Raw genomic sequence first — 25,877 nt, 5'->3', positions numbered from 1 at the left:
TTATTCCTTCCTGTTAGGAGCTAATTTACCTAAACAAATATTAAGAAGTTGCCAATAATCCTAATTTTTCCTGTTCATTTGCCGCTTGAGATAAAATCCATTGACGGAAAGCAGCAATTTTTCCTAATTCAGCCTGACTGTCTTGGCAAACTAAATAAAAGGCATTTTTACTGACAAGCACATCTTGAAAAGGCCTAACTAATCGACCTGATTCAATTTCACTGCGAGCCATAACATTATTAACTAATGCAACACCTTGTCCGTGTACTGCAGCCTGTATCACCATAGAGCTATGGCTAAAGATAGGCCCTTGTTGCACATTAATCTGGTTTTGGATCTCCAATTGACGAACATAAGCTTGCCAATCACGACGCGATGTATCATGTAACAGTGTATGATAAATCAGATCGGACGGGGTTTTTAGTGGTTTTTCACCTGTCAGCAAAGAAGGAGCACAAACCGGAATTAAATATTCAGCGTAAAGACGATCAGTACGCAATCCAGTCCAGTTCCCGCGGCCATAAAAAATAGCCACATCCACATCATCAGCAAGCTTATCTTCTTCGCGATCAACCGCCTGAATACGGACATCAATCCCCGGATAAGCCTGATTAAACCCTGATAACCTCGGTACTAACCACTGAATAGCAAAACTCGGCGACAAACTCACTGTTAAAGCCCCTTTTGCGCTTCGTGCAAGTAATTTTCTTGTCGCTTCATTAATTGAAGAGAAAATTTCTTTGATATCAAGATAATAACTTTGACCTTCTTCGGTCAGTAACAAAGAACGATTGCGTCTTCTAAATAATTTTAGCCCAAGAAATTCTTCTAATGTTTTAATTTGATGGCTAACCGCTGCTTGAGTCACGAATAATTCTTCAGCCGCTTTAGTAAAACTTAAATGACGTGCTGCCGAATCAAAAACTCTAAGGGCATTTAGTGGAGGTAAACGTTTAGACATATTCTGTTGTGAAACCCCTATTTTGGCTGTTGGTAAACCCTAACGTTAGTTATTAGTTTTTTTTATGCGAAGCATTATAATTTGTCCCTTGATGATTAGCCAGTAAATACCTATAGTACTCGCACTTCCTAAGCCGGAACGAAAAGTTGTGTAGTAGCAATACTGCAAAACTTTTGGCTTTGTGGTTGTGATGTTGTGTTTGCAAGTTGTCTGGAAATTCCAGACTTTGTAGCTGATGCTACTGTTTTTTTTCACTTCCTGTACATTTACCCTGTCTGTCCATAGTGATTTTATAATGCACCGCCAAGGCGGTGCTTTTTTTATATATAATTTTACTCTAACTTCGTAACGCTGACGGACTGCACATCCTATTTTTATGCTAAATGCGCACCTACTTAGCTATTATTATGCTAAAAAAGTGTAACATCTTTTCCCCATAGGCAATAACAGCGCTCAGTAGATAAACATCTATTCCATTTTCGATGCTATAAACAAGCTCACCTTTATCGTGTTACCATAAAAATCTATCGCAATTCACAGTAAACAAATTAGCAATTTCATTATAAATAAATATTATTAACCGTATAATCTCGCGGTTAGATTTTTACTTACTATAACGGCGTTTTCTAGACTGACTAACACAAGCTCATTATGAAACCATTTTCCCCTACTGTTTTTCGCCAACAATTTCCTGCTATTGAGGAAAATATTGTTTATCTTGATAGTGCGGCTACCGCATTAAAACCTGTAGCTATGATTGAAGCTTCAGATGAATTTTATCGCCATAGCTCAGCGACGGTTCACCGTAGCCAATATCAACAAGCTAAAAAGATGACACAACACTTTGAGCAAGCACGTCAGCAAGTCGCTCAATTACTTAACGTCGCAGATAGCGATACTATTATTTGGACGCAAGGCACCACAGGCTCACTTAATCTTATTGCTCAAGGCTATTTCCGCCCACGATTACAAGCCGGTGATGAAATTATTGTTAGCGAACAAGAGCATCACGCCAATCTTATTCCTTGGTTAATGTTAGCAGAGCAGACTGGGGCCAAAATTATTCGCTGGCCGATTGAAGATAACTTTTTACCTTCAATCGCCACACTGACGACATTACTTACGGCAAGAACAAGAGTAGTGGCAATAAGCCAAATGTCGAATATCACCGGTGCACAAATCGCCTTAGATAAAGTTTCTCAATCTGTACATCAATATGATGACTGTTTACTCGTGGTTGATGGTGCACAAGGCATAGCTCATCATGCAACGGATATCAGCGCCCTTGATATCGATTTTTATGCTTTCTCTGCCCATAAATTATATGGTCCCAATGGCCTTGGCGTATGTTATGGAAAGCGCGAACTTTTAGAAGTGATGTCTGCATGGCAAGGGGGCGGAAAAATGTTAACCACGGCAAACTTTAACGGTTTTGTACCCGCGGCTATTCCTCATCGCTTTGAAGCAGGTACCCCTAACATAGCTGCTGTAATTGCTTTTTCAGCAACATTAGATTGGTTACAAACGCAAGATATGGCGCAAGCCAATCAATACGCCTTAACTCTGGCAGATAAAGCACAGGCGCGTCTTGAGCAACTGGAGGGTTTTATCAGCTACCGCGCGCCTCATTCACCGGTACTCGCTTTTAATTTTGAGGGTATTCATCACAGTGATTTAGCGGCATTAATCGCGGAACAAGGTATTGCTTTACGCACAGGGCAACACTGCGCACAACCCTTAATCGATGCTTTAACCATCTCTGGCTGTTTACGCGCTTCTTTTATGCCATATAATCAACTTTCTGATATTGATAGGTTAGTTGATGCGGTTAAATTCGCACTGTCCTTATTAAAAGATGAAGATTAAATATGAGTAATAATACACAACACCCTTTTGGTCATGACATTACCTTAGATGGATTATTTCAAGACTTCCAGAAATCTAAATCATGGGAAGATAAATATCGTCAATTGATCCAACTTTCAAGAAAATTACCCGCATTACCTGATGAATTAAAAACAACAGAAAACGAAATCAAAGGGTGCGAAAATAGAGTATGGCTAGGGGTTGAGTTAAACAATGACGGCAAATACCATATTTATGGTGATAGTGATGGGCGAATTGTAAAAGGCTTACTGGCGGTTATTTTAACAACAGTTGAGAATAAAACAGCACAAGAAATAGCCAATATCGATATATTAGCTATTTTTGAACAATTAGGATTGGCTAATCAAATTAGTCAATCACGCACTGATGGTGTCAATGCCATTATTGCGCGATTAACGTCGCTGACACAGACATCTCAACCCTAACAAGTCAATGTGTACAGCTTGTTGTATGGTGGATCAATACGCTTAAATGCTCCAAAGTGCAACTAGGTGACTAGTGCGATTGAGCACCATCAACAACGCGACAACTTGAAGTATCACGAGTACTACTCTAAATAATTCAAGGTGTAGCTAGGCGACAAGTGAATGAGTCGCTAGGAGCATACATCAGTATGTGACTAGTGCGAATGAATGCGGTCAACAACGCTACAACTTGAAGTATGACGAGTACGTTGCGCCTTAGCTAACATCTTCTTTAATACATGAGAAACGGCAATAAAACCAAAGGAAGCAGTTACCATTGTCACCGCGCCAAAACCCGCTGAGCAGTCCATACGTTTGACGCCATCGGCAGTACTTTTGGCCGCACACACCGTACCATCTCCTTGAGGGTAGACTAATTGCTCGGTTGAAAAAACACAATCTATACCTAATTTACCTTTGCTATTTTTCACAACATTAAAATCAGATTTTAAACGCTCACGTAATTTAGCGGCTAATGGATCTTGAATGGTTTTCGCTAAATCGACGACTTGGATTTGAGTTGGATCAATCTGTCCGCCTGCGCCACCAGTGGTGATAACAGGAATTTTATAGCGACGACAGTAAGCTAATAATGCAGCCTTTGGTCTAACACTATCAATAGCATCAATCACATAATCAAATGAGTTTTGCATCATTTCTGCCACATTATCAACCGTAACAAAATCATCAATACAAGTAACTTTGCATTCAGGATTAATTTGCAAAATTCGCTGCTTCATCACTTCACATTTAGGCTGGCCGACATGCTCTTTTAGCGCATGAATTTGTCGATTGGTATTGGTGACACACACATCATCCATATCAATTAACGTAATAGCGCCGATCCCACTGCGAGCTAAGGCTTCTGCAGCCCAGCTACCAACGCCACCAATGCCGACAACACAAATATGTGCCTGAGAAAAATAATACAGCGCTTGTTGTCCATAAAGACGGCCAATACCAGAAAAGCGTTGCAGATAGGAGTCTGATAATGAATTTTGCATAATGCGATAACAACCTAGATAGCAGAAATAATCATGGCTATTGTTAATCAATAGCCATGGCGTTTGCTCATTTTACCGTTAATATGACAATATAAATAGTCAATCGTTTTACTGTATGGGGTTCAGTAAGGTGGGTTGCGATTTTTTTAATACCCATACACGTCCATAATGATTATAAAAACCCGCCATTTGTCCGGCTTCTTTACCAATACCATGATAAATATCGAAATGATGTCCTTTAATGGCTCCCCCCACATCCAAAGCAACCATTAAACGCATTTGGTATTGTCCAGTAAACTTACCGGTATTATCTAAAATAGGGATTTCCGCTAATAATACGGTTCCTGCGGGGATAATACTTCTATCCGAAGCCACTGACGCTTTAGCAATCAGCGGAATAGCGCTTGCCCCTCTTACTGGCGTAAAAGGTTCAGGTTTAAAGAAAACGAAAGAGGGGTTTTGTTCTAATAATTTTCTGACTTCTTGTTCACTATGCTTATCAGCCCACTCTCTAATTGCCAACATTGACATCGCTTCTTTTTCAACTTCACCATTATCAATCAGCACTTTACCAATACTGCGGTAGGGATGACCATTTTTCCCAGCATAACCAAAGAAGGTTAAAGGTTTACCATCACCATAATCGACATAGCCACTGCCTTGCACTTCCATCATAAAGTTATCCATGATGGAGTTACTATAAGCGGCAATTAAAGTGGGGCTTAAAGCACCGTTATAGATAGCCGCTCGTGAAGGCAATTTACCACGCACTTTGGCTGGCATGCGGTAGAGCGGATATTTAAAGTCACCTTGTGGCGTTAAACGTGCTTCTAAAACAGGGGTATAATATCCGGTAAATTTTACATTCCCATAATTATCTTCCCCTTCCATTTGAAAGGCTGCGATATTAAATTGACGTAATTGACGCGTATCTGCCCCTGAGCGTAACCAATTTTCCACTGCTTGATAAGTATCTTGATTACTATTGTATAGACGTGAAGATGTTTGATTTATTTGGTTAATTTGTTCAAGGTAATCTGAGCCATTAATGGGCTTGCCTTGCGTATTTGGCGAGTTAACTTCAATAAGATCTTGCTTAAGCTTACCATCTTTATACTGTTGTCCCTGATCTGTTGGACGATGGCAGCCTGTTAAGGCAAGCGCTAATATCCCCAAAAGCAACGATTTTCGCCAAGTAACCATTTTTTACTTATATTCCTACTTTAAAAAGAGTTGATGACAAGAAAGATACCAAAGCCAAATCAAGAAAGATATCGATACAGAAGTGGTTGCGGTTTTTTTAATTATCGGCTTCACCATTTAGTGTGTTATCTAAAGTATAACTGTCTAAAATTACACCTCTATGTATTATTTCTGACCGTTTTTAAAAGAAAATGGCAAAAATTACATAAAAAACTTGCAAGTTATCAGATCCTGAGTATAGTGCCCCTCTGTGGAGACGCGGGGTGGAGCAGCTTGGTAGCTCGTCGGGCTCATAACCCGAAGGTCGTTGGTTCAAATCCGGCTCCCGCAACCAATTTCTATAAATGTTTTCGGACGCGGGGTGGAGCAGCATGGTAGCTCGTCGGGCTCATAACCCGAAGGTCGTTGGTTCAAATCCGGCCCCCGCAACCAATTCACAACATACGCAGTAAGTTAAAATTTATAGATTCAGTCGCGGGATGGAGCAGTCTGGTAGCTCGTCGGGCTCATAACCCGAAGGTCGTTGGTTCAAATCCGGCCCCCGCAACCAATCCTTTCCCTAATTCTATTTTCTACAAATTCCCATTAAATACTCTCTTAATCCCTACTCTATTTACAATAACCGATATACTCCCTGTTACTCAGTTATGATTTAACTTATTGGATAAAAAAATAATAAGTTGTTACCTCTAGTAGAAAATAACTATTTATTTCCCACTAGAAGTCTCAAAAATAAGTTGTAGTTGTATAGCGAGATCAGCCTCGATCAGCTAATGTCAGTTCACCACCATTAGCAAAATAGGCTTTAATACCTTTGAAAATAGATTCAGCAACTTGTTGCTGGAATTTGGCTGTTTTGAGCTTTCGCTCTTCTTCAATATTACTAATAAAAGCCGTCTCTACTAAAATAGAAGGGATCTCAGGGGCTTTTAAAACCGCAAATCCGGCTTGATCGACCTTATTTTTATGTAGCTTATTCACGCCACCTAATAATTTTAATACCTCACTACCAAATTTTAGGCTGTCATTAATTGTCGCGGTCTGTACTAAATCAAGCATTGCGTGATCAACATAGCGATCACCACTTCGACTCACCCCACCAATTAAATCCGCTTCATTTTGGGTTTGAGCTAGGTAACGTGCGGTATTACTTGTTGCGCCTGTTTTGGATAACGCGAAAACAGAAGAGCCTCTAGCCGAGCGATTGGTAAATGCATCTGCATGAATAGAGACAAAGAGATCAGCCTGCATTTTCCGCGCTTTCGCTACTCGCACTTTTAAGGGGATAAACACATCCTCATTACGCGTCATATACGCTTTCATTTTGGCATCTTTATCAATCAAAGCTCTTAAGCGACGGGCAATTTGTAGTACAACGTCTTTCTCACGAGTTTTATATTTCCCCATCGCTCCCGGATCTTCACCACCATGGCCGGGGTCAATCATGATAATAATCGGCCTATCTCGTCCTGCTCTTCCGGGCTTACGCGTATCCGTTTGTTCAGGCACAGCTTGTTGTAAATCCCCTTCGTTATATTCACGCAATAGCGCTAATAGCGGATCATCTTCACTTGTCGCCGCATGACTTGGATAGAAATCGAGCACTAAGCGATTTTTAAATTCAGCAACTGGTTTTAAAGTAAACATTTGTGGCTGAACGGGGGTTTTAATTTCAAACACTAAACGAACCGTAGTTGGGGTATTTTGACCGACACGAATAAGTTTTAAGTAAGGATCGTTTGTTTGCACTTGACTAGCCATACCTTTCAGAACGCTATTCAGTTGGATACCTTCAAGATCAACCACAATTCTATCTGGTGCTGATAACGCAAACTGGCGATATTTCAAGGGTCTACTTGATTCGATAGTCACACGTGTATAAGTCGATGCAGGCCATACCCTGACGGCAACCACTGATGATGTTGCCGCTAAGCCAACAGGACTAACACTTAATAACAATAACGCGCCAATTCCTTTAATAAGACGACGACGTGTTTGATTATGTTCTGAATGACTCATGAAAATATTCCAAAAAAAACGATTAACATCAAAAAGTGCTAAAACAGACGGTCAAAAAATATCTGAACGAAAAACTTTACCGAATCCACACTTCACTGTCACTTAAAAACAGCACAATTACACACTTTTATACAAATATTCTGCCTTCTGTTAAAACAGTAAGATCGGATTTTACTTGCCATTTCCGCTCAAAAAGAATAAAAATACATTAAATGCGAATAAAAATTCACTTGAGAGGGGCTTTATGAAAGAGCGTAGCACCGAATTGGTCGATGGTTTTCGACACTCGGTTCCGTATATTAATGCACATAGAGGTAAAACATTTGTCATTATGCTAGGGGGAGAAGCAATAGCCCATGAGAACTTTCCCTCTATCATTAACGATATTGGTTTATTGCATAGTTTAGGAATACGGTTAGTGGTGGTTTATGGCGCTAGACCACAAATCGATGTGGCTCTTGAAGAGCAAAAAATTTCTCCGCTCTATCATAAACACACACGAATTACGGATAGTAAAACCCTTGAAGTAGTTAAACAATCTGCCGGTACTTTACAACTCGATATTACTGCTCGTTTATCAATGAGTTTAAGTAATACGCCCTTGCAAGGAGCGCATATTAATGTGGTTAGCGGTAATTTTGTCATTGCCCAACCTTTAGGTGTCGATGATGGGGTCGATTATTGCCATAGCGGTAAAATTCGCCGTATTGATGAAGAAGCCATTCATCGTCAGTTAGATAACCATGCCATTGTGTTAATTGGCCCTGTTGCCGTCTCTGTTACAGGGGAAAGTTTTAATTTAACCTCTGAAGAGGTCGCAACCCAGCTAGCTATCAAACTTAAAGCACAAAAGCTTATTGGCTTTTGCTCTTCGCAAGGGGTTGTAGATGCAAGTGGCCAGATTGTGTCTGAACTCTTACCTAATCAAGCAGAAGAACGAATTCAAGCATTACAAACTACAGGCGATTATCACTCAGGTACTGTACGTTTTTTACGAGGTGCGGTAACAGCCTGCCGTCGTGGTGTTGAGCGTAGCCATTTATTAAGCTATCAAGCGGATGGTGCCATTGTTCAAGAGTTATTTTCTCGTGACGGTATTGGTACGCAGATTGTGATGGAAAGTGCCGAGAAAGTCCGCCGCGCCAATATTAATGATATTGGTGGCATATTAGAGCTTATTCGTCCATTAGAGCAACAAGGCATTTTAGTACGTCGCTCAAGAGAGCAACTTGAAATGGAAATTGATCAATTCACTATTATTGAGCGCGATAATCTCACCATTGCTTGTGCCGCCCTCTATCCTTATCAGTCTGAAAAAATAGGTGAAATGGCCTGTGTCGCCGTTCATCCTGATTATCGTAGCTCTTGTCGAGGTGAAGTGTTGTTACAACGCATATCAACCCAAGCTAAACAGATGGGGTTAGATAAATTATTTGTGCTCACGACTCGTAGTATTCATTGGTTCCAAGAAAAAGGCTTTACGCCTGCTGAAATCGATAAATTACCTATTGAAAAACAGGCTCTGTATAATTATCAGCGCCGCTCTAAGATCTTAATTTTAGATCTACATAAAGAGTAGTTTTATTAATAAAGTAAAAAAGACAGGCTCCCCCTCTCAAAGCCTGTCTTTTACTATTCACTATAATTATATTAATTCGTATTAAATTAAAAAATCACTCAGTAACGCAGTTTTTCAACTAATCCACTGCGGCGTTGAATACGTGTTTGGATCGCCATTTTCACCATATATTCAGAAGAATAAAGTGATAGCTTCTGCTTGGCTCGCGTTATCGCCGTATAGAGTAATTCTCGGCTAACAATAGGAGAAAATTGTGTCGGTAATACCAATGCCGTATGGGTAAATTCCGAACCTTGTGATTTATGCACTGTCATCACATAGGCTGTCTCATGTTGCGGTAAACGACTAGGTTGGATAGCTTTCAATGTGCCATCAGGCAACTGAAAGAAAGCTTTCATTTCTCCTTCATCGTTATTAAGCATAATGCCGATATCACCATTAAATAGCCCCAATGTGCTGTCATTACGCTGGATCATAATTGGTCGCCCAATATACTCCCGCTGATAACTATTTATAGGTCGTCGTATCAAGCGTTGGCGATGTAACAGCATCTCAATACGTTCATTTAGTCCTGTGACACCAAAAGGCCCTTCTCGCAAAGCGCACAATAAACGATATTGATTAAAGCTATGAAGAATAGTCTCTGGTGCTGCTTTTTGCGCGACTAACGATAGATAGTGATGATAAGCCTTAGCAACATCTTGAAGCATCTTCATATAGCTCTCATCGGTGTCTAATGAGATAAATTCGATGTCCTGCGGATCGGTATGTTTTTCTCGCTCAGTGCTCTCTTGTGTTACTGTCGCTTTTTTCAGTAATGTCATAGCACTCTTCACTTGTCCTTGATTAACCGCAAAAGCTAATTGACCAATACCTGAATGTGAGCCAAAACGATAACTTTTACGCAATAAACATAGTGAATCACTGACCACCGAAACTGGCGTAGTAGAAGTCGTCATAGAAGCGGGATCTTTCTGTAATTCACCTTGTGTTAAGCGATCAATCTGCTCAAAACGGCGTTGGCTAAACCCCTGATCCGCAAAACGACAAATATCCCCTAAAACAGCTCCCGCCTCTACCGAAGCGAGCTGATCTTTATCTCCCAGAAAAATAACATGGCAATGTTCCGGTAAAGCCTCAATTAAACGCGCCATCATCGGTAAATCCACCATAGAAGCTTCATCTATAACCAAGATATCAAGTTGTAGCGGATTATCGCGATGATAACGAACTTGCTGACTTTCCGGTTGGGCACCTAATAAGCGATGAATGGTTTGCGCTTGATCGGGCATCCATTTTAACTCTTCTTCACTTAGTGCCAATTGCGCTAATGCTTTACCTAATGATTCGGTCAATCTAGCTGCCGCTTTTCCCGTGGGTGCGGCTAGTTGAATAATGGGTTTTTCATTCGCCGTTAGCATGACAAAAGCAGCTAAAATCTTTGCTACTGTCGTGGTTTTCCCTGTCCCTGGGCCACCCGAAATAATCGAAATAGGGCTTGTAATAGCAACCGCTGCGGCGACTTTTTGCCAGTTAGTTTCAGCATCTGTCTTAACACTTGGGAAAAGTTGATTTAATACGTTTGTTAATTGATTTTCATCGATATCAACCACCCGTTGCTCTTGGCGAAAAAATTGCGCAATTTGCTCTTCATAACGCCACATTCTTTGTAGATAAAGTAATCCGTTATCGAGAATAATAGGTGAAGGTAAGTCACTATGGCCTTGATTAACACACTCGCTCTGATTAAGCTCTGCCAGTATTTCTTTCGCTGATGGTTGCGCCATTTTCTGCCAAATGGCTTGTGAAAGCTCGGTGTGTCGTCCATCAAACAATTTATCTTGTTGTATGATATTTAACGGTAAGCAAACATGGCCCGCCCCTGTTTGAGCACTGAGATAGGCAAAAATAAACAGTAGGATAGGATTTTCATCTGCCACCAGCATTTGAGCAAAACGTAAATCTAATGGGCGCAATAGGTTTTGTGCAATTGCTTGTTCTAATAATTTAATCATTTGAATTGTTCTCACCCAGCGCGTTCACTTTACTGCCGTTAACCTCAAGCGCTTCCCCTTTAAATAGCGCATCTAATGCTTCTACAAACTTTTCTTCAGGGAGATAGGTATAGACGCCATTGCCCGGGTAGTCAGCATCAATACCACGTAAGAAGAGATAGCAGATCCCACCAAAATGACGTTGATAATCATAATCAGGTAAGCGTTGTTGTAAAAATCGATGTAGCGCTAAAGTATAGAGTTGATACTGTAAATCATAACGATGATCGCGCATTGCATTGCTCATCGCCTCTTGCGTGTAATCCTCACTCGATTCACCAAGCCAGTTAGATTTATAGTCAACCACATAATACTTACCCTCCCAACAAAATACTAAGTCAATAAAACCTTTTAGCATGCCTTGCACTTGCTGAAAATTGAGGGCTGGACATTGCGCAGATAAAGGATCGTATTGACGGGTTAATGCTGTTAACTGTGCCGCCGACATCTCCTTTTCAATAGGCAGATAGAATTGTAGCTCATCGAGTTGATGCTCCTTGGGAATATCAGCTAAACATAAGCCTTGCGCATTTAATGGGGTGTGAAAAAGGGTTTCCATCCAAGCCACCAACAATGGCGTCCATTTTTCCTCAAAACCTTGGGCAATAAGTTGCTCTTGCATCCAACTTTCATCAATAGGTTGTGAAAAATCAAGCTCTTCAAGCAAGCTATGTAAAAATGTCCCCGCGACTGCACCACGAGGGAAGTGATGAATAGAGAGTTCATCGCTGTGTTGCGCCGTTTTCTCACCTTTAGCATCGGTATCTAAGCCCGGAGCGATAGATTGCACCAAGGCATCCAAATCAGCACTATCAAATAGATATCCACGAGCAGAGTGTTGTGCCGTTAATCCCGAATAACTGGTGATACGCCAATTATCATTAATTTTTCGCTTAAATATGGCGGCATCTAAAGCAATATTCGTTGTGTGTGGAGATTGATATCGATGCGTTGAGGTATCACCTAACGTGATCACTTTTATATTGTCATCAAGCAATTGATTAATGGATTGATGTAATAGCTCACTATTACCCTCTTCCCCATGCTGCAACAGATATCCCAGCGCATTTTTATGCAAATCAGTTAATCCTGACTTACGTTTATTTCCTTTAACCAAAGGCGCAACACCAACATAACAACAAAATTTCGCCCGAGTTAATGCCACATACAACAAGCGTAAATCCTCTGCCAATCGCTCTTCATCAGCAAGACGCACGCTATCAGGTTGATTAAAAATATCTAGTTTTGCGTAAAATTCATCTCTATCATGATAAAGCGCGCCCTTTTGTTCTTGATAATTACAGGCAAAAGGTAGGCAAACAATGGGATATTCCAATCCTTTAGATTTGTGAATGGTACAAATTTGCACTAGATTTTTATCACTTTCCAAACGCATTTGCTGACTTTCCGCTTGTGCATCTGGTCGAGAAATTTGCTGGGCTAACCAACGAATAAGGGCGTGCTCGCTATCAAGCTGTAATGATGTTTCTTGTAGCAACTCACCAATATGCATGATATCGGTTAAACGTCGTTCTCCTGCTTGGCTTGCGAGTAAGTTCTCAGCGATTTGGTTTTCTATCATGACTTTACGTAGCATAGGTAACACACCACGTTTTTGCCACAAGACAAAATAATCAGCGAATTGCTCCACATAGCGGTTCCAACGCTGTTCATCTTGATTAAGTTCATCAATTTGTTGTGCGTTAAATCCAAACAGTGCACTGGCAAGAGAAGCTCTTAACACCCGTTCTTTTTCAGGGGTTACCACTGCTTGTAGTAACCAAAGTAGATCTTTGGCTTCATTGGTTTCAAACACACTTTCTCTATTGGATAAAAATACTGATTGGATAGATAACAGATCTAATGCATCTCGGATCAATAATGCTTCTCGGCGACTACGCACTAGCACCACAATATCGGCAGATGTGACAGCTCTTTTATTATCTTGTTCGATTAACCAAGCTTGTTGATTGTCACCAGCTGATAACCAGTCACGAATTTGCATCGCACATTGCGAGGCCATTAATTGTTCATAATTACCAGTTGAAAGGCTTTCACCTTCAGCTAACCAAAAATTTAATGGGGCAACCGTTTTTTGCTGGTAAATAAACTTCATATGCTGATTTTTTTCAGCCGAATTGACCTCAATAAAAGGAATATGATCAAACAAAAAAGGGGTTTTAGAACGTAAAAACAGTTTATTAACTGCACTTACCATACCCGGAGCCGAGCGCCAGTTAGTATTCAATGTATAGTGGTGATCGGTTTGTTGCCGTGCCCGAATATAGGTAAAGATATCTGCACCACGAAAAGCGTAAATGGCTTGTTTGGGATCACCAATAAATAGCAAACCACTCTCTGTATGCTCACCATAGATAGTATCAAAAATACGATACTGCTGAGGATCGGTATCCTGAAATTCGTCAATCATCGCAACAGGATAACGTTGGCGAATAGCATCTGCTAATGCTTCGCCACCTTCTCGTTGCAATGCCTTATCGAGACGCGTTAACAGATCATCAAATCCCAACTCACCACGACGCATTTTTTCATTTTCTATCCCTTGGCGTATTTCAGGAATGGCATTGGCAATGATCACATCACGTAACGTTAAACTTTGTTGGCAAAGTAGTTCGATTTCCGCAAATAAAGCGTGCTCAGGCGCAGCACCCTTTGTAGTTTTTTCATGTAGGGTTGCTTGCGAAAAACGACTTAAACAGTCAGGTAACTGATAACTTTTGGTTTCGAGTGGAGTGGCCCATGCGGTGATTTCATCGATCCATTTAGGTAAGAAACGACTACTGTAACTGCGTTTATCAACACCAGATGAAGTTATCCAATCTGCAATTTCATTGCAATGATGACGCCATAGTGCTTTAACTTTATCAATGGCCTCAATGACTGCTTGATGACGCTGTTCAACAGTCTCTTTTTTAGCGTCGAAATCAATACCTTGAATTTCGGGGCATTCGCCTTGTAAATAGGGTTGAATTTCATAAAGCAGTTGCTCAGGGCCAGACCAAATTTCGCTTACCGCATAGGCAACATCATAAGAAAGGGGATAACAGTGCCTGCGCCAAAAATCAGCGCAGACACGTTTTTTTAACTCATATTCATCTTGGATCAACACCTGTTCAAACAATACACCAGATTCAAAAGCGTTAGTGGCTAACATGCGCTGACAAAAACCATGAATAGTATAAATAGCGGCTTCATCCATTTGACGCTCAGCTTCTAATAGCCATTGCGCCGCCACCATTTTATTCGGGATTTGATCTAATAATATTTGGTAAGCGTTATTGTCATTTTCTACTTGATGACGGATACAGGCTAGCCTTAACTGATGAATATTTTGACGAATACGGGCGCGTAATTCATCCGTTGCCGCTTCGGTAAAAGTAACGACTAAGATCTCTTCAACACTTAAGGGGCGATGAAATGCTGACTCGCCCCCTAATCCAAGCAGTAATCGTAAATACAATAACCCTATAGTGTACGTTTTCCCTGTTCCCGCAGACGCCTCAATGAGGCGTCTTTGATACAAAGGAAGTGTATAGGGATCTAATACCTGTGCCTGTATCACTTCACTCACTCTTTAATTTCCTCAACAGGTAATGTTTTTTGTAATTCACTCACGGTTGAATAGATTTTCCACTGTTTATTTTGCGCATAATCAGCGTTGTTACCCTCTTTCCCGATTATTTGTGAAACAAACACGAGTCCTGTCGGTTTAATTATCGCTTTTTCATAAAATTCGATTGCTTGTTTTAGCGTTACCTTATTCAGTTGGGCTAAAAACTTCTCACGACCATCATATTTTAAGTTATTACGATAAAAATCATTACGATAAAGAGAAACCTCTTCATAAAATGTTTGCGGTGGTTGTTTTACTTCATCAATAATGGCTTTTTTATATTGATTAAATTCAACTTCACTTAGCTTTTTCAAACGATCATAAGCTTGTTGATAAAATGCATGATAACGCTCATTGAGATAAACTGGTGGTTTAGCATTACTTTGCAGTAAAAAGCCTAAACCGGACTGCTCGCCCATTGAAGCTTGGAAAGCAAAGACCGCATAACCTAATTGCTCTTCTGTTCTGAGTTGTTCAAAGAACCAAGGATGCACGATAGAGGATAATACTGATGTAATCGCTTTTCCTTGTAGACGCTCATAGCCAACAGGGATAAACAATTCCCCTAGCGCATTATCGGTACTTTTAGATTTATTTTGGAATGTAACTTGATTTAATTTATCAAAAACTAATGTGTCGCCAATCCAATATTCTGTTCCTTTATTGCCTAATAATGCTTGTGCCGATTTAACTATCTCACGGCTCTGCTCTGGCGTTAAATTACCGATAATTAATGCTTGAAGCGCTGCATTTTCAATGACATCACGACGATTATCTTTAATATCTTGTAACGTTATCGACTCTAACGCCTTAAGTTTATCGGCTTCTTCATAATAAGGGATCGTATTTAGGCGACGGGCAGGTAACATTGCAGCATCATACGCTTTAAGGTTATGCGTCACTTCCAGTTGTTCACGATACCAAGATTTAGCTTGATCAAGCTCTTGCTGAGTAGCTTCAAACGTTATATAGCTTTTTAGTGTGGCATTTACTAGCTCTGGTAAATGTTGAGTATAACCATTGACTGAGAAATCGACTCCACGCCCAGAAGAAGAGGAGATATTCATGCCGGCAACAGAAGCTTGATAAGCCAATTCACTAGAGGTTAGATCAGCAAGGTAATTGGTCAATGTTTGTATAACTTGCTGTTTAACTGTGCGATCTGCATTTTTGTTCACTAAACTTAACGTCACACTGGCTTTCGGCTCATCAGAAAAATAGTGCGATGACATATAGAATAACCGAGCATGACTGTCTTGCCATAATAATTGAGGCTTAGTGATGTTACTATCAGCATCAATAAGTGACAGATTATCAGGAATATAAGGGTTTAGTGTCGGCAATGACAATGAGATGTCGCTGGCTAATTCCTGCCATGAAGCTAATTGCTTCGCAGTAATTTTATCCACTTGATAAGGTGCATGAACAAAATAAGCTTGCTTATTTGAAGGCTCATTAGGGCTAATCACCCAAATACGCGCATTTTCTGGTGTAAGCGATCCTAGGCGAGAAAGGATCGCAGAAGGTTGATAGTCATCGGCAATAAAATCTGCATTAAGAATATTTTTAATCGGATAACGCAGCATCATATCGGAGATATCTTCAATATAGTTCATATCTCTGACAATAGAGCCATAGCGAAATGAGAGGTCAAGCACATTGGCTATTTCTTTAAAATAGCGCTCACTGACCCCTTTATTTTGGATCAGTTGAATATAAGAAAAAATCGCTGAAATAACTTTATCTTTCTCAGCAAGGCCTTTGTCTGTTAAAGAAACATAAATGGTAAATGAACCTTGGTTGCGATCGATATAGGATTCAGATGAAGTACTAATATTCTCTGCTAATCCTTGCTCTTGTAGCCAAGTTGCTAGTGTACCCGTGCTACGATTGCTAATAAGGTAGCCAATATATTCATCTGATTTACTGCGAAAATCGGCAAGATTATTATCAATACCAAATTCGATTTGTAAGGTTTTTTGTGGCTGAGCTGGGACTAAGTGGATCATTATCCCTTTTTCTTTTTCTGTCATCGCAGGCACCGTCGTTACTGGTGCTTGGGTGTTTTTATTAGGAATATGGGAAAAAGTATCAGCCGCTAATTTAGCGAGTTCGTCCAGTGATTTATTACTATAAATCACCCCATTCATTAAGTTACCAGAATAGTATGTTTGATAGAATTTCACTAATTCATCTTGTAATTTACTCTCTGGCTTATCACTTAATGTTTCTAAGTTTCCTCCCATAAAACGAGAGCTTGGATGAGCCGGATTCAAAGTTTCGGCTCTCACTTGCCAAAAACGCATTCCATCGCGGGAGCGAGCCATGGTTAATTCCGCATTAACCGCATTACGTTCACGATCAGCATATTTAGGATCAAGTAATGGCTCCGCTAATGCATCTGCCAAACGATCAACTGCTTCATTAATGGCACTATTTTCAACTTCTAAATAAAATGCGGTGCGGTAAGTGGTTGTGCTGGCATTATGAGAGCCACCATTTTTATTTAAAAACTCTGTCAGATCCCCTGATTTTGGGTATTTGGTCGAGCCCATTAACACCATATGTTCTAAATAGTGGGCAAGACCTTGTTGGCTATCTGGATCTTCTAATGCACCGACAGGCAGAGCAACGGCGGTTAATGATTTGACCGCTTTTTTATCTGAAACCAGTAATACGGTCATATCATTAGCTAATTTAATAGCCTGATAATCACGTGGATCACTTTCACTTTTTTCAATGCTATCCGGCAATACTTGCCAAAGTGGATCTGTTGCGAAGCTGTTGATACTGACTAGCATCAATAGCAACATAATCCAAAGTTGCGATAAGTATTTTCTCATCTGATATGAGCTCCCTTATTTTTTTATAAATGGAATGATTGGCTTAAATATGGCTAACGTGGTCTGTTTTACTGCCTCAAGAAAAGGTGCATCAAGCTGATGAAATACACGTTGAATATAGATATCATTCATTTCACCTTCTCGGTTATAGCTATCGGTTAAATATTGCGTTAATACCAATTCTGCCTTGTTTTGTATCTCTTCATCATCAAATAAAAACGTCTGTGTTTTTTTATCGAAGCAAGCTTGTAACCAAGCCCAACCACTGTTGGCGAATAAGGCTAAAGGTGTATTCATCCCTGTTTGATAATCTTGGATCAATCTTTCAAGGGTTGAATACGCAATATCCGCAGACACCGGTGATAGACACCATTGCGACTCTTTTCTACCATAAAAACGGCTTTCGCCAGTTCCACCACTTAAGCAGTACACGAGATGTTCTATCCATAATTGCAGTAGATCATTAGCTGTTAATGTGGCGGGTCGCCAACGGAGTAACCCATCGGCTTGTACTTCATTTAAACGACCAATTAATGGGATCGTATTAAATTGGTATTCTATTGTGACAGAATGGGTTGCTAAACGTTCACTTCTGACTTTTTCGGCTAAAGGTTGCAACGTTTCTATTTGTTGCTCCCAATAAATTTGACCAAACGCACTAGCTGGTAATTTTCCAGCAGCTTTAATGCGTTCATAAAGTGCTTCTGTTGATGTCCCTTCGATTAAGGCTTTTAATAACCATTGGTTTAATAGATAACGTTGTAATGCATTAATGACAAAAGGCTCTTCTTCCGGTAGCTCGGTCTCTTCAATAACAAAATTCGTTTTTAGACTTTGCTGGAAAAAAGCGCGTACGGGATGGCGATAAAAGCGTGATAGTTCATCTAAAGAGACTTTCTCAATTTTTTTATTTAATGGTGTTGAAAATGCTTGGTGAACAGTCCCTTTCCCACTTGCTGCCGGTAACCATTCAGCGGCATAAGAGCGATATAGGGCATCCGTTTTAAAGTTTTCTGGCGCAAAAGGCACTCGACTATGTTGGGTTAATAAATGGCTGATGATACGCTGCGCACTGTCATCAACATTTAATGATGCATCTTCCCTTAAACGGAAATTTTGCCCAATATAATCTTGTAACTCTTTAATCAATACCGAAGGATTACATTCACGATCGTCACGAATAGATTTACCAATATAACTGATATAAAGGTATTTTTCTGCTGAGCTTAATGCTTCTAAAAACAGGTAGCGATCATCATCACGACGTTTTCTATCACCTCGACGACGTTTTTCTGCCATTAAATCAAATCCTAATGGCTGAATATTACGTGGGTAGACCCCATCATTCATTCCCAATAAACAGACTGCTTTAAATGGAATTGAACGCATTGGCATTAAGGTGCAAAAATTAAGGCTTCCGGCTAAAAAGCGTTGGCTAATTTTCTCATCATCAAAACGCACTGTAAGTTCATCGCGGATCAACACTAATGGAATTTCATGTTGATAGTGCGCCTCTAGACCATTTTTTATCACCTTTTGCCACTGTTGCGTGATAAGCGCCAATACCAGCTCTGTCTCTTCATCTGTGTCAAAAAAGGCATCAACAAGCTGTTGACCGATATCAAGCCACTCTTCTAAGTTGCGAGTTTCGCTTAATCGTGTTCGCCATTCACTTAAGGTATATAAAAAATCTGCTAGATGCCCTGCTAACTCAGCGACTAGGCCACTTGATTCATCGTAAGGCAGTACCCCTTGCCACGGCCCAGCCTCACTGTCCATCGCATAACCAAGAAGCATCCTTAATAACCCAAACTCCCACGTATTTTTTCCTGTCACAGGTAATAAAAAGGAGGCCACATTTTCATCATCTAATCCCCAACGTATACCTGACTCTTCAACCCAGCGCCGTAGCAGCTTCAACTCATTTTCAAAAATGGCAAAATGTGCAGCTAAGGCGGGTACTTCAAGTAATGCAAGCACTTGCTCTGCGGTAAAACGGCTTTGAGGTAATTCTAATAAAGTGATAAAAGCTTGTAAGACAGGATGTACTTGGCGAGCTTTTCGGTCTGAAATGGCAAAAGGAATATAACGCTCTGCGGGCGCATTACCAAATACGGCTTGAATATAGGGCGTATAGCTATCAATATCCGCCACCATAACAATAATATCTCGCGGTAATAAATCAGCATCTTGCTCGAGGAGATGCAGTAATTGGTCTTGTAATACCTCGACTTCCCGTTGTGGGCTATGGCTAGCATGAAAGGTCAAAGAACGATCATCATTGGCAATGATCCGCTTTTTTTCACTACTTTGGTAATCCTCAAGCGTCTGACCTATTTGTGAAAAATCCTCTAAATCGAGTATATCGGCCTGAAGTTGATGCAGTAAATTATCTCTTGGTATATCAACAAAAGCATCTAACACATCGCTATATTCAAGCTCAGAAAGAAAATAGAGATTATCTTTACCTAACTTTCCCCAAGACGCTAATAGTGGATTGCCGACATTTTGCTCCCCTTCTTCATTAAATAGTGTCGATGCATTTTGTTCATCTTTAAACCAAGGTAGTTCATGAAGTTGCTGATAATGTCGAGGCTTTCTACTATTTAGACGAGCGAGGAATTTTGGATCTTGAATATCTCCCCAGTAATAGCGGCAAGGATTAGTAAACAATAAATAGATTTCGGTATGTCTACCGATTGCTTGCAGTGCTTGCAAATAGACTTGTGGCAATGCTGAAATACCACAAATAAAAATACGCGATGGAAAACAGTGCGCAAGCGCCCCCATAGGCGCATCATTCAAAGTAGAAATAAATTGTTGATAAAGATTAGCACGATGCCATTTAGGTTGCGCAAGATCTTCTGTATAGCGTTGCAGTGCCAACCACAGTGTTTTTTGCCAATATTGATTGTCACTCAAGCCATCAATTAGTTGATCATTTTCCCATGCCGACAACCAATCGGGACGATAAACCAGATATTGGTCAAAGAGATCCGCCACACGCCCCGCTAGTTGATGTAATTTACGTTTGTCTTCATCATCTTTAAGATAATGTAGCAAGGGTTTAAATGCCGGATCATCAAGGTAATTAGGCAATAATGCCATTAGTTTCCATGTCATGGCATCTTTAGAAAACGCACTTTCTTTAGGTATACCTGATAATACCCGAGTAAACATTTCCCAAATAAAAGTAGCGGGTAATGGATAACGGATATTAGCAGCAATACCCAAACTTTCTGCTAATTGGATTTGTAACCACTGCGACATTCCGGGACTTTGCACTAAAATCACTTCTTGCTCAAAAGGCGATGATAGTGGCCGATTTTGCATAAAATGTACCATCAGTGATTTAAGTAGTGATAATTGATTTGAATGGTAAATATGGAACATCAGATCCTCATTTTATTAATCACATGACCAATGGTATAAGCGTGTCACATAACCTGAATGGTGGGTTATCGATCCCTCTATTTTTTGACAGCCTTTCGCTTCAATAAGTGATTGTGTCATTATTTTAAGGTTATCAACAGAGTTGAATGACATTTGCCCATAAAAAGCAAAAAGAGACGCTCCGGCTTGTTGGATAGCCACTAAGCGCTGAAAATCAACTTTTAAGGCTTGGCTATACCCTATAATAGCGACAAAGCTAATATTAAAGAATAGCAATACTGACACCATATTAATTAGCATACTATCTTCTTTTCTTTCATGATTAATTAAGTATTTATTATCAAATACAGCCTTCTTTAACTAGTGGACAGTAGTCTAGCCAACCATTCGGTTGGGCTTCAATATGCAGTTTTTCCTTACCCACCAGATTAATCCATTGATAATGAGATATCTTATCTCCGCTATGACTTTTAGCCTCTCCGAGTAGTAAAGCGCTTGTCTTTCCTCTCAAAGAGAAACAGCTTTTCATATTAGGCTCAGCAGTAAAAGTACGACATTGCCATTGGTAAAGACGAGAAGGCGATAAATCCCATGTTAAGGTCATTCCCCATGACAACGCAGATCCAGCGAATAAAAAGGTCTGCTTTGCTTGTAACTCTTGCATCACCATTAATTGACATTGACGATAATGATAAGCAAAACTTGTCAGTAACGATAAACTTATCACCATAAAACCTACTGCAGCCATCAGACCGATGACACCCTGTTGCTCCTTTATTGTTCCCTGTGTCGTTATCACGAAATATTCCTTAATAGTATTGATGTTTGATAGTGTACTTTTAGGTTAATATTTTGTTTTGCTTGGAATTTTAATGATAATGATAGATAGTTAAATGCACGTTTTTTTATTGGAGAATAGTGTGTATAGGGAGTTAAGATAAATTCTGTCACCTCAATTTCTTCTTTTTCGAAGATCTGTTGCCAACCTGTTGAATCACAATTTTGCACACCACGACGTTGTTCAAGCTGACCGTTTTTTAATCTAAAACCAAAGTAATCACTCTCTTGTTCTTCTGGACTCTCCCAACGGCCGTTATTGTTCATATCGTAAACAAACAAAACACAAGAGCCATGAGGGTGATAAGGATAATGACCTATTTTAAGTGATGCAGGTAAAGAAGCTTTTTTAACAGTGCAATCACCATTGCAGTACCCTGCTCGCCTTAATTGCGTCTCCAGTAACTGCAAACGCTGTTTTAGATAAATCTCTAAACGATATTGTTGATAAGAAGAAGTTAACTCATTGATAATATAAGGATAAGCACGTCCAATACAAACTAATAAAATACTACTTATCGTCATCACAAAGAGGCACTCCATCAACATAAAACCCGCAAAATCATGATGTTGAATAGACAAAGGACGCTTTAGCATACTGAAAATGCCTTTATTGTCTGACTGCACGCTCGAATACGCCCTAATGAAGAGATAATAATTTTGACCTCTTCATCACCATTTGACAGCACAAAATGCATCGGTCGTAATGTTTGGCGTAAGCCACAAAATGTAAAGCGTGTTGCTGTAGAGCGAATAAGCTGATTGTTTAACCCTAATTGAATACTTTCTTTGGTTGTGGGTGTTGTTAACGATTTTGCCTCTAATTTATTAATAGGTGATAGCCACAATACAATTTGCACTTTGCAATTAAAGAGCAGTGAGCGTTGTTGTTGATAAGCTAAAAACGCCATCACTTCTCTTACACTTTGAACTAACTGGCGTTGGCGTAACAACTGATGATATGAGCTCAAGGATAAAGCGCTCAATATTGCTACTATAGCCATAACAATAAGCACCTCGAATAAGCTACTCCCTAAATGTTTAGAGTGGGAATAATGATTGCCTGTCATCCATGCCTCCTACTTGTTTTCCTTGTCATTGTTACTGTTTTATCTCAATAACAATGCAGGCAAAAACCAGATAGGTAAATAAAAGCTCATCAAATTTAAGAGAGGTTACGCAATACGATATTTTTTTAAGTTAATAACAATAAAATGACTATTTTTTGATATCAAAAACCCCCAATAATTAAATTCAACTATTGGGGGTCACTTCAAAGGTTCAGGCTTAGCTGGAGTGCTACATTTCAAATTTTTTTACTGGCTTCGGATCTTTACTTCCATAAATATCTTTTTGGATAGTGGCTAGCATTCCTGTTCGCGCCGTAATCCTTTTCGATGACAATGCTGTCAACCAGCTCATTAAAATTGACAAAATCAGACATAGTTTAATTCCTCACGTTGGATGAGGTGTGTATTTCTGCCAACCTTCATTAGATCCTTAATGGCAGTCTCCTTTGTTGCAATTCTTAATGGCCCCCTTCCTTCCACCGTAGTATTGAGTATTTCAAGAGGCTTCTTGGCAGTATGGGTAACCTCAATAACGCCCCAAGGCGTTACAAACTCTCCAGACCGGCCTGTGGACATAATCGTAAGTCTGTCGATGGGGATCTGTGAAATTACACCGTACTGAGATAGAGCGGATTCCAAACTAATGTAGTTGTAGTGGCCTCGTCGAATATTTTCGGCCAGACGTTCTAAAGGGTAAGGCCCCAATGAACCTTGAGTATAGATATATACACCTTTTGATGCTCGGCGTAGCACATCATGCGCGATCAGCCGGTCAACTGATTTTTGTAATGTTTTCGGAGACTCATCAGGAAAAAGCATTTTTAAATCTTTGGTGAGGAAGATATTTCTACCTTGCTTACTGAATTTGTTAAAAACATTAATTGCTCTTATTAACTCCATATCAACCTCTACTAAATCACCCCCAACGAGGGGTTATTTTGTATATTTGAGTATAGTACATTACCTTGATATACAAATAAACCCCAATAAAGGGGGTGTTTTGTATATCAAAAACCCCCAATAATTGAATTCAACTATTGGGGGTTGTTAAGTGTTAAACCAAATCAGTGAGTTAAACTATACCGTGAACGGGTATTTTATCGCCTCGTGACACTGATAACCTTCAACACTAAAGTCATCTGTCGTGACCCAAGTTTCTATATCATCTAATGTCTTAATGTTTGGATTAATATGTAGCTTAGGTAATGGCAATGGCTCTCTTTTTAGTTGAACATCACGCATCAGAGGTAATTGGTTCTCATAAATGTGAGCATTAACTATCTTATGGAATGCTTTACCTGGTTTATGCCCTGTGATTTGAGCCACCAGCGCTAATAATACAAAGCATTGAATTTGATTAAAATTCAACCCTAATGGGACATCACAGCTACGTTGATATGAGGTTAAATAAAGCCTGTCACCGAGCAATGAAAAAGTATGTGTATGCATGCATGGACGTAAACACCCTAACGCTGTTTCTCCGGGATTATAAAAAGTGACTATCTCACCACGATCGTCAATACCGTTAGTTAAGTTATCTACCACTTTACGTAATTGATCAAAGTGCGAGCCATCAGGGCGTTGCCATTGGCGTCCTTGAACACCATAGACTCGGCCCATATCATCTTCACCCTTACGATGCGGATTATTTAACCATGCGCTATTTTCATTAGCATTCGCGTTCCACGTATTACAGCCAATAGCACGAAATTGTGCTGCATTATCATAACCACGTAAGTACCCTAATAGTTCCGCAATCGCGGCTTTGTAAAAACTTTTACGCGTTGTTATGAGTGGAAATTGGTTATTGGCAACATCATATTCCAGATCGGCATTTATCACCGTTAAACAACGGGTTCCTGTCCGTTTATTATCAATCCATTCACCTTCATCGATAATGCGTTGACACAATGCCAGATACTGCTTCATGTAGTCTCTCTTTTTTGTTAGCTAATAATAGTTAGTGTGTTGTTGGCGTCTGTGGAGTGGCTTTATCGCGACGATACGCCCACACCATAAAGATAATGCCTAATATTATCATTGGAATGGAAAGAATTTGCCCCATGCTGATACCGCTAAATAAACCTAATTGCGCATCAGGTTGGCGGAAGAATTCAACAATAATACGGAAAGCACCATAACCAATTAAGAATAACCCCGATACACTGCCCATAGGACGATTTTTGCGCACAAAGATATTCAGAATAATAAATAATACCACGCCTTCTAGGAACATTTCATAGAGTTGCGATGGGTGGCGAGGCAATACGCCGTATTGCTGAATGATAGGTAATAGTGTAGTGGGATCTTGCGCGACAAGCTGTAGATCTTCTGCACGGGAGCCTGGGAATAAAATCGCCCACGGGGTATCTAAGGTGACTCTCCCCCAAAGCTCTCCATTAATAAAGTTACCAATACGTCCTAAACCTAAACCAAATGGAATTAATGGAGCAACAAAGTCTGCGACTTGAAAAAAGTGACGTTTAGTGCGACGAGCAAACCAAATCATGGCGCAGATCACCCCAATTAAGCCACCGTGGAAGGACATTCCGCCATCCCAGACTTTAAATAGGTAAAGTGGATTATCTAAAAATACCGGTAAGTTATAGAATAAAACATATCCTAGACGCCCACCAATAAACACGCCCACAAACCCTACATAAAGTAATGTTTCGACTTCACTTTTTTGCCAACCACTGTTAGGTTTTGCCGCTCTGCGGTTTGCTAGCCATAATGCAAACACAAATCCAATCAAATACATCATGCCGTACCAGTGCAAAGATACTGGCCCGATAGAAAACATAACTGGATCGATTTCTGGAAATTTAAGGTAGTTTATACTCATTCTTCCCTACTTCACTTTATTAATGATTTTCTATCTATGGGTCGATGTGGATAACCCCTTAGACAAAAAGTTTATACGAAGGCC

At 40.0% G+C, this 25,877-nt stretch carries 18 protein-coding genes and 3 tRNA genes; 6 read left to right on the top strand and 15 right to left on the bottom strand.

The window, feature by feature from the left end:
- Positions 1–40: 40 nt before the first annotated feature.
- Complete coding sequence (locus tag HMPREF3129_RS16810) at positions 41–961, bottom strand: transcriptional regulator GcvA (RefSeq protein WP_004245498.1); 921 nt, start codon at positions 959–961, stop codon at positions 41–43.
- 651 nt (positions 962–1,612) lie between these two features.
- Here HMPREF3129_RS16810 and csdA point away from each other — a divergent pair.
- On the top strand, positions 1,613–2,827 hold the full coding sequence (csdA, locus tag HMPREF3129_RS16805; RefSeq protein ID WP_020946178.1) for a cysteine desulfurase CsdA: 1,215 nt from the start codon (positions 1,613–1,615) through the stop codon (positions 2,825–2,827).
- A gap of 2 nt (positions 2,828–2,829) precedes the next feature.
- Entirely contained in the window at positions 2,830–3,273 is a 444-nt protein-coding gene (gene csdE, locus HMPREF3129_RS16800; RefSeq protein WP_004245500.1) for a cysteine desulfurase sulfur acceptor subunit CsdE, read from the top strand.
- Positions 3,274–3,467: 194 nt separating this feature from the next.
- Here the strand turns inward: csdE and tcdA are convergent, their stop codons facing one another.
- Positions 3,468–4,316 (bottom strand): tRNA cyclic N6-threonylcarbamoyladenosine(37) synthase TcdA, encoded by an 849-nt coding sequence (gene tcdA / locus HMPREF3129_RS16795; RefSeq protein ID WP_004245501.1) that lies wholly within the window; start codon positions 4,314–4,316, stop codon positions 3,468–3,470.
- 108 nt (positions 4,317–4,424) lie between these two features.
- The gene (gene mltA / locus HMPREF3129_RS16790) at positions 4,425–5,519 is read right to left on the bottom strand and encodes a murein transglycosylase A (RefSeq protein ID WP_004245504.1); all 1,095 of its coding nucleotides are present in this window, start codon (positions 5,517–5,519) and stop codon (positions 4,425–4,427) included.
- Positions 5,520–5,776: 257 nt separating this feature from the next.
- Between mltA and HMPREF3129_RS16785 the strand changes: the two genes are divergently transcribed.
- The 3 genes from HMPREF3129_RS16785 to HMPREF3129_RS16775 all read left to right on the top strand — a co-directional run bounded on the left by HMPREF3129_RS16785 (position 5,777) and on the right by HMPREF3129_RS16775 (position 6,069).
- Positions 5,777–5,853, top strand: a tRNA-Met gene (locus tag HMPREF3129_RS16785).
- A 21-nt stretch (positions 5,854–5,874) separates the two neighbouring features.
- Positions 5,875–5,951: transfer RNA gene (locus tag HMPREF3129_RS16780), tRNA-Met, on the top strand.
- Positions 5,952–5,992: 41 nt separating this feature from the next.
- Positions 5,993–6,069: transfer RNA gene (locus tag HMPREF3129_RS16775), tRNA-Met, on the top strand.
- A 206-nt stretch (positions 6,070–6,275) separates the two neighbouring features.
- Here the strand turns inward: HMPREF3129_RS16775 and amiC are convergent.
- Positions 6,276–7,538: an N-acetylmuramoyl-L-alanine amidase AmiC gene (amiC, locus tag HMPREF3129_RS16770; RefSeq protein ID WP_004245505.1), complete on the bottom strand. Its 1,263-nt coding sequence runs from the start codon at positions 7,536–7,538 to the stop codon at positions 6,276–6,278.
- A gap of 244 nt (positions 7,539–7,782) precedes the next feature.
- On the opposite strand from amiC, the gene argA reads away from it, so the two are divergent.
- A complete protein-coding gene (gene argA, locus HMPREF3129_RS16765; protein ID WP_004249500.1) occupies positions 7,783–9,117 on the top strand; it encodes an amino-acid N-acetyltransferase in 1,335 nt (444 codons plus the stop codon).
- 98 nt (positions 9,118–9,215) lie between these two features.
- Here the strand turns inward: argA and recD are convergent, their stop codons facing one another.
- The 11 genes from recD to lgt form a co-directional block, all read right to left on the bottom strand.
- Positions 9,216–11,132: an exodeoxyribonuclease V subunit alpha gene (gene recD, locus HMPREF3129_RS16760; protein WP_004249498.1), complete on the bottom strand. Its 1,917-nt coding sequence runs from the start codon at positions 11,130–11,132 to the stop codon at positions 9,216–9,218.
- Positions 11,125–14,763, bottom strand: coding sequence for an exodeoxyribonuclease V subunit beta (gene recB, locus HMPREF3129_RS16755; RefSeq protein ID WP_004245511.1), 3,639 nt, complete (start codon positions 14,761–14,763; stop codon positions 11,125–11,127). Before recB ends, recD begins: the two co-directional genes overlap by 8 nt.
- Complete coding sequence (gene ptrA / locus HMPREF3129_RS16750; protein WP_036918964.1) at positions 14,760–17,648, bottom strand: pitrilysin; 2,889 nt, start codon at positions 17,646–17,648, stop codon at positions 14,760–14,762. The genes recB and ptrA overlap by 4 nt, the downstream gene beginning before the upstream one ends.
- A 15-nt stretch (positions 17,649–17,663) precedes the next feature.
- Entirely contained in the window at positions 17,664–21,041 is a 3,378-nt protein-coding gene (recC, locus tag HMPREF3129_RS16745; RefSeq protein WP_070487157.1) for an exodeoxyribonuclease V subunit gamma, read from the bottom strand.
- A 15-nt stretch (positions 21,042–21,056) separates the two neighbouring features.
- On the bottom strand, positions 21,057–21,341 hold the full coding sequence (locus HMPREF3129_RS16740) for a hypothetical protein (RefSeq protein WP_004250233.1): 285 nt from the start codon (positions 21,339–21,341) through the stop codon (positions 21,057–21,059).
- 40 nt (positions 21,342–21,381) lie between these two features.
- The gene (locus HMPREF3129_RS16735; protein WP_004245516.1) at positions 21,382–21,840 is read right to left on the bottom strand and encodes a DUF2509 family protein; all 459 of its coding nucleotides are present in this window, start codon (positions 21,838–21,840) and stop codon (positions 21,382–21,384) included.
- Entirely contained in the window at positions 21,837–22,475 is a 639-nt protein-coding gene (locus HMPREF3129_RS16730; protein ID WP_036918972.1) for a prepilin peptidase-dependent protein, read from the bottom strand. The genes HMPREF3129_RS16735 and HMPREF3129_RS16730 overlap by 4 nt, the downstream gene beginning before the upstream one ends.
- Positions 22,469–22,948: a prepilin-type N-terminal cleavage/methylation domain-containing protein gene (locus HMPREF3129_RS16725; protein WP_012368318.1), complete on the bottom strand. Its 480-nt coding sequence runs from the start codon at positions 22,946–22,948 to the stop codon at positions 22,469–22,471. Before HMPREF3129_RS16725 ends, HMPREF3129_RS16730 begins: the two co-directional genes overlap by 7 nt.
- A 366-nt stretch (positions 22,949–23,314) precedes the next feature.
- Positions 23,315–23,848, bottom strand: a complete 534-nt coding sequence (gene abiEi / locus HMPREF3129_RS16720) for a type IV toxin-antitoxin system AbiEi family antitoxin (protein ID WP_004245520.1) — start codon at positions 23,846–23,848, stop codon at positions 23,315–23,317.
- Positions 23,849–24,025: 177 nt separating this feature from the next.
- Positions 24,026–24,877, bottom strand: a complete 852-nt coding sequence (locus HMPREF3129_RS16715; protein WP_004245521.1) for a thymidylate synthase — start codon at positions 24,875–24,877, stop codon at positions 24,026–24,028.
- A gap of 31 nt (positions 24,878–24,908) precedes the next feature.
- The gene (gene lgt / locus HMPREF3129_RS16710) at positions 24,909–25,793 is read right to left on the bottom strand and encodes a prolipoprotein diacylglyceryl transferase (RefSeq protein WP_004245522.1); all 885 of its coding nucleotides are present in this window, start codon (positions 25,791–25,793) and stop codon (positions 24,909–24,911) included.
- Between the last annotated feature and the right edge of the window lie 84 nt (positions 25,794–25,877).

The sequence above is a fragment of the Proteus sp. HMSC14B05 genome (assembly GCF_001808035.1).
In the GTDB taxonomy this organism is placed as follows: Bacteria; Pseudomonadota; Gammaproteobacteria; order Enterobacterales; family Enterobacteriaceae; genus Proteus; species Proteus mirabilis.
This window is presented reverse-complemented; position numbering and strand designations above follow the sequence as displayed.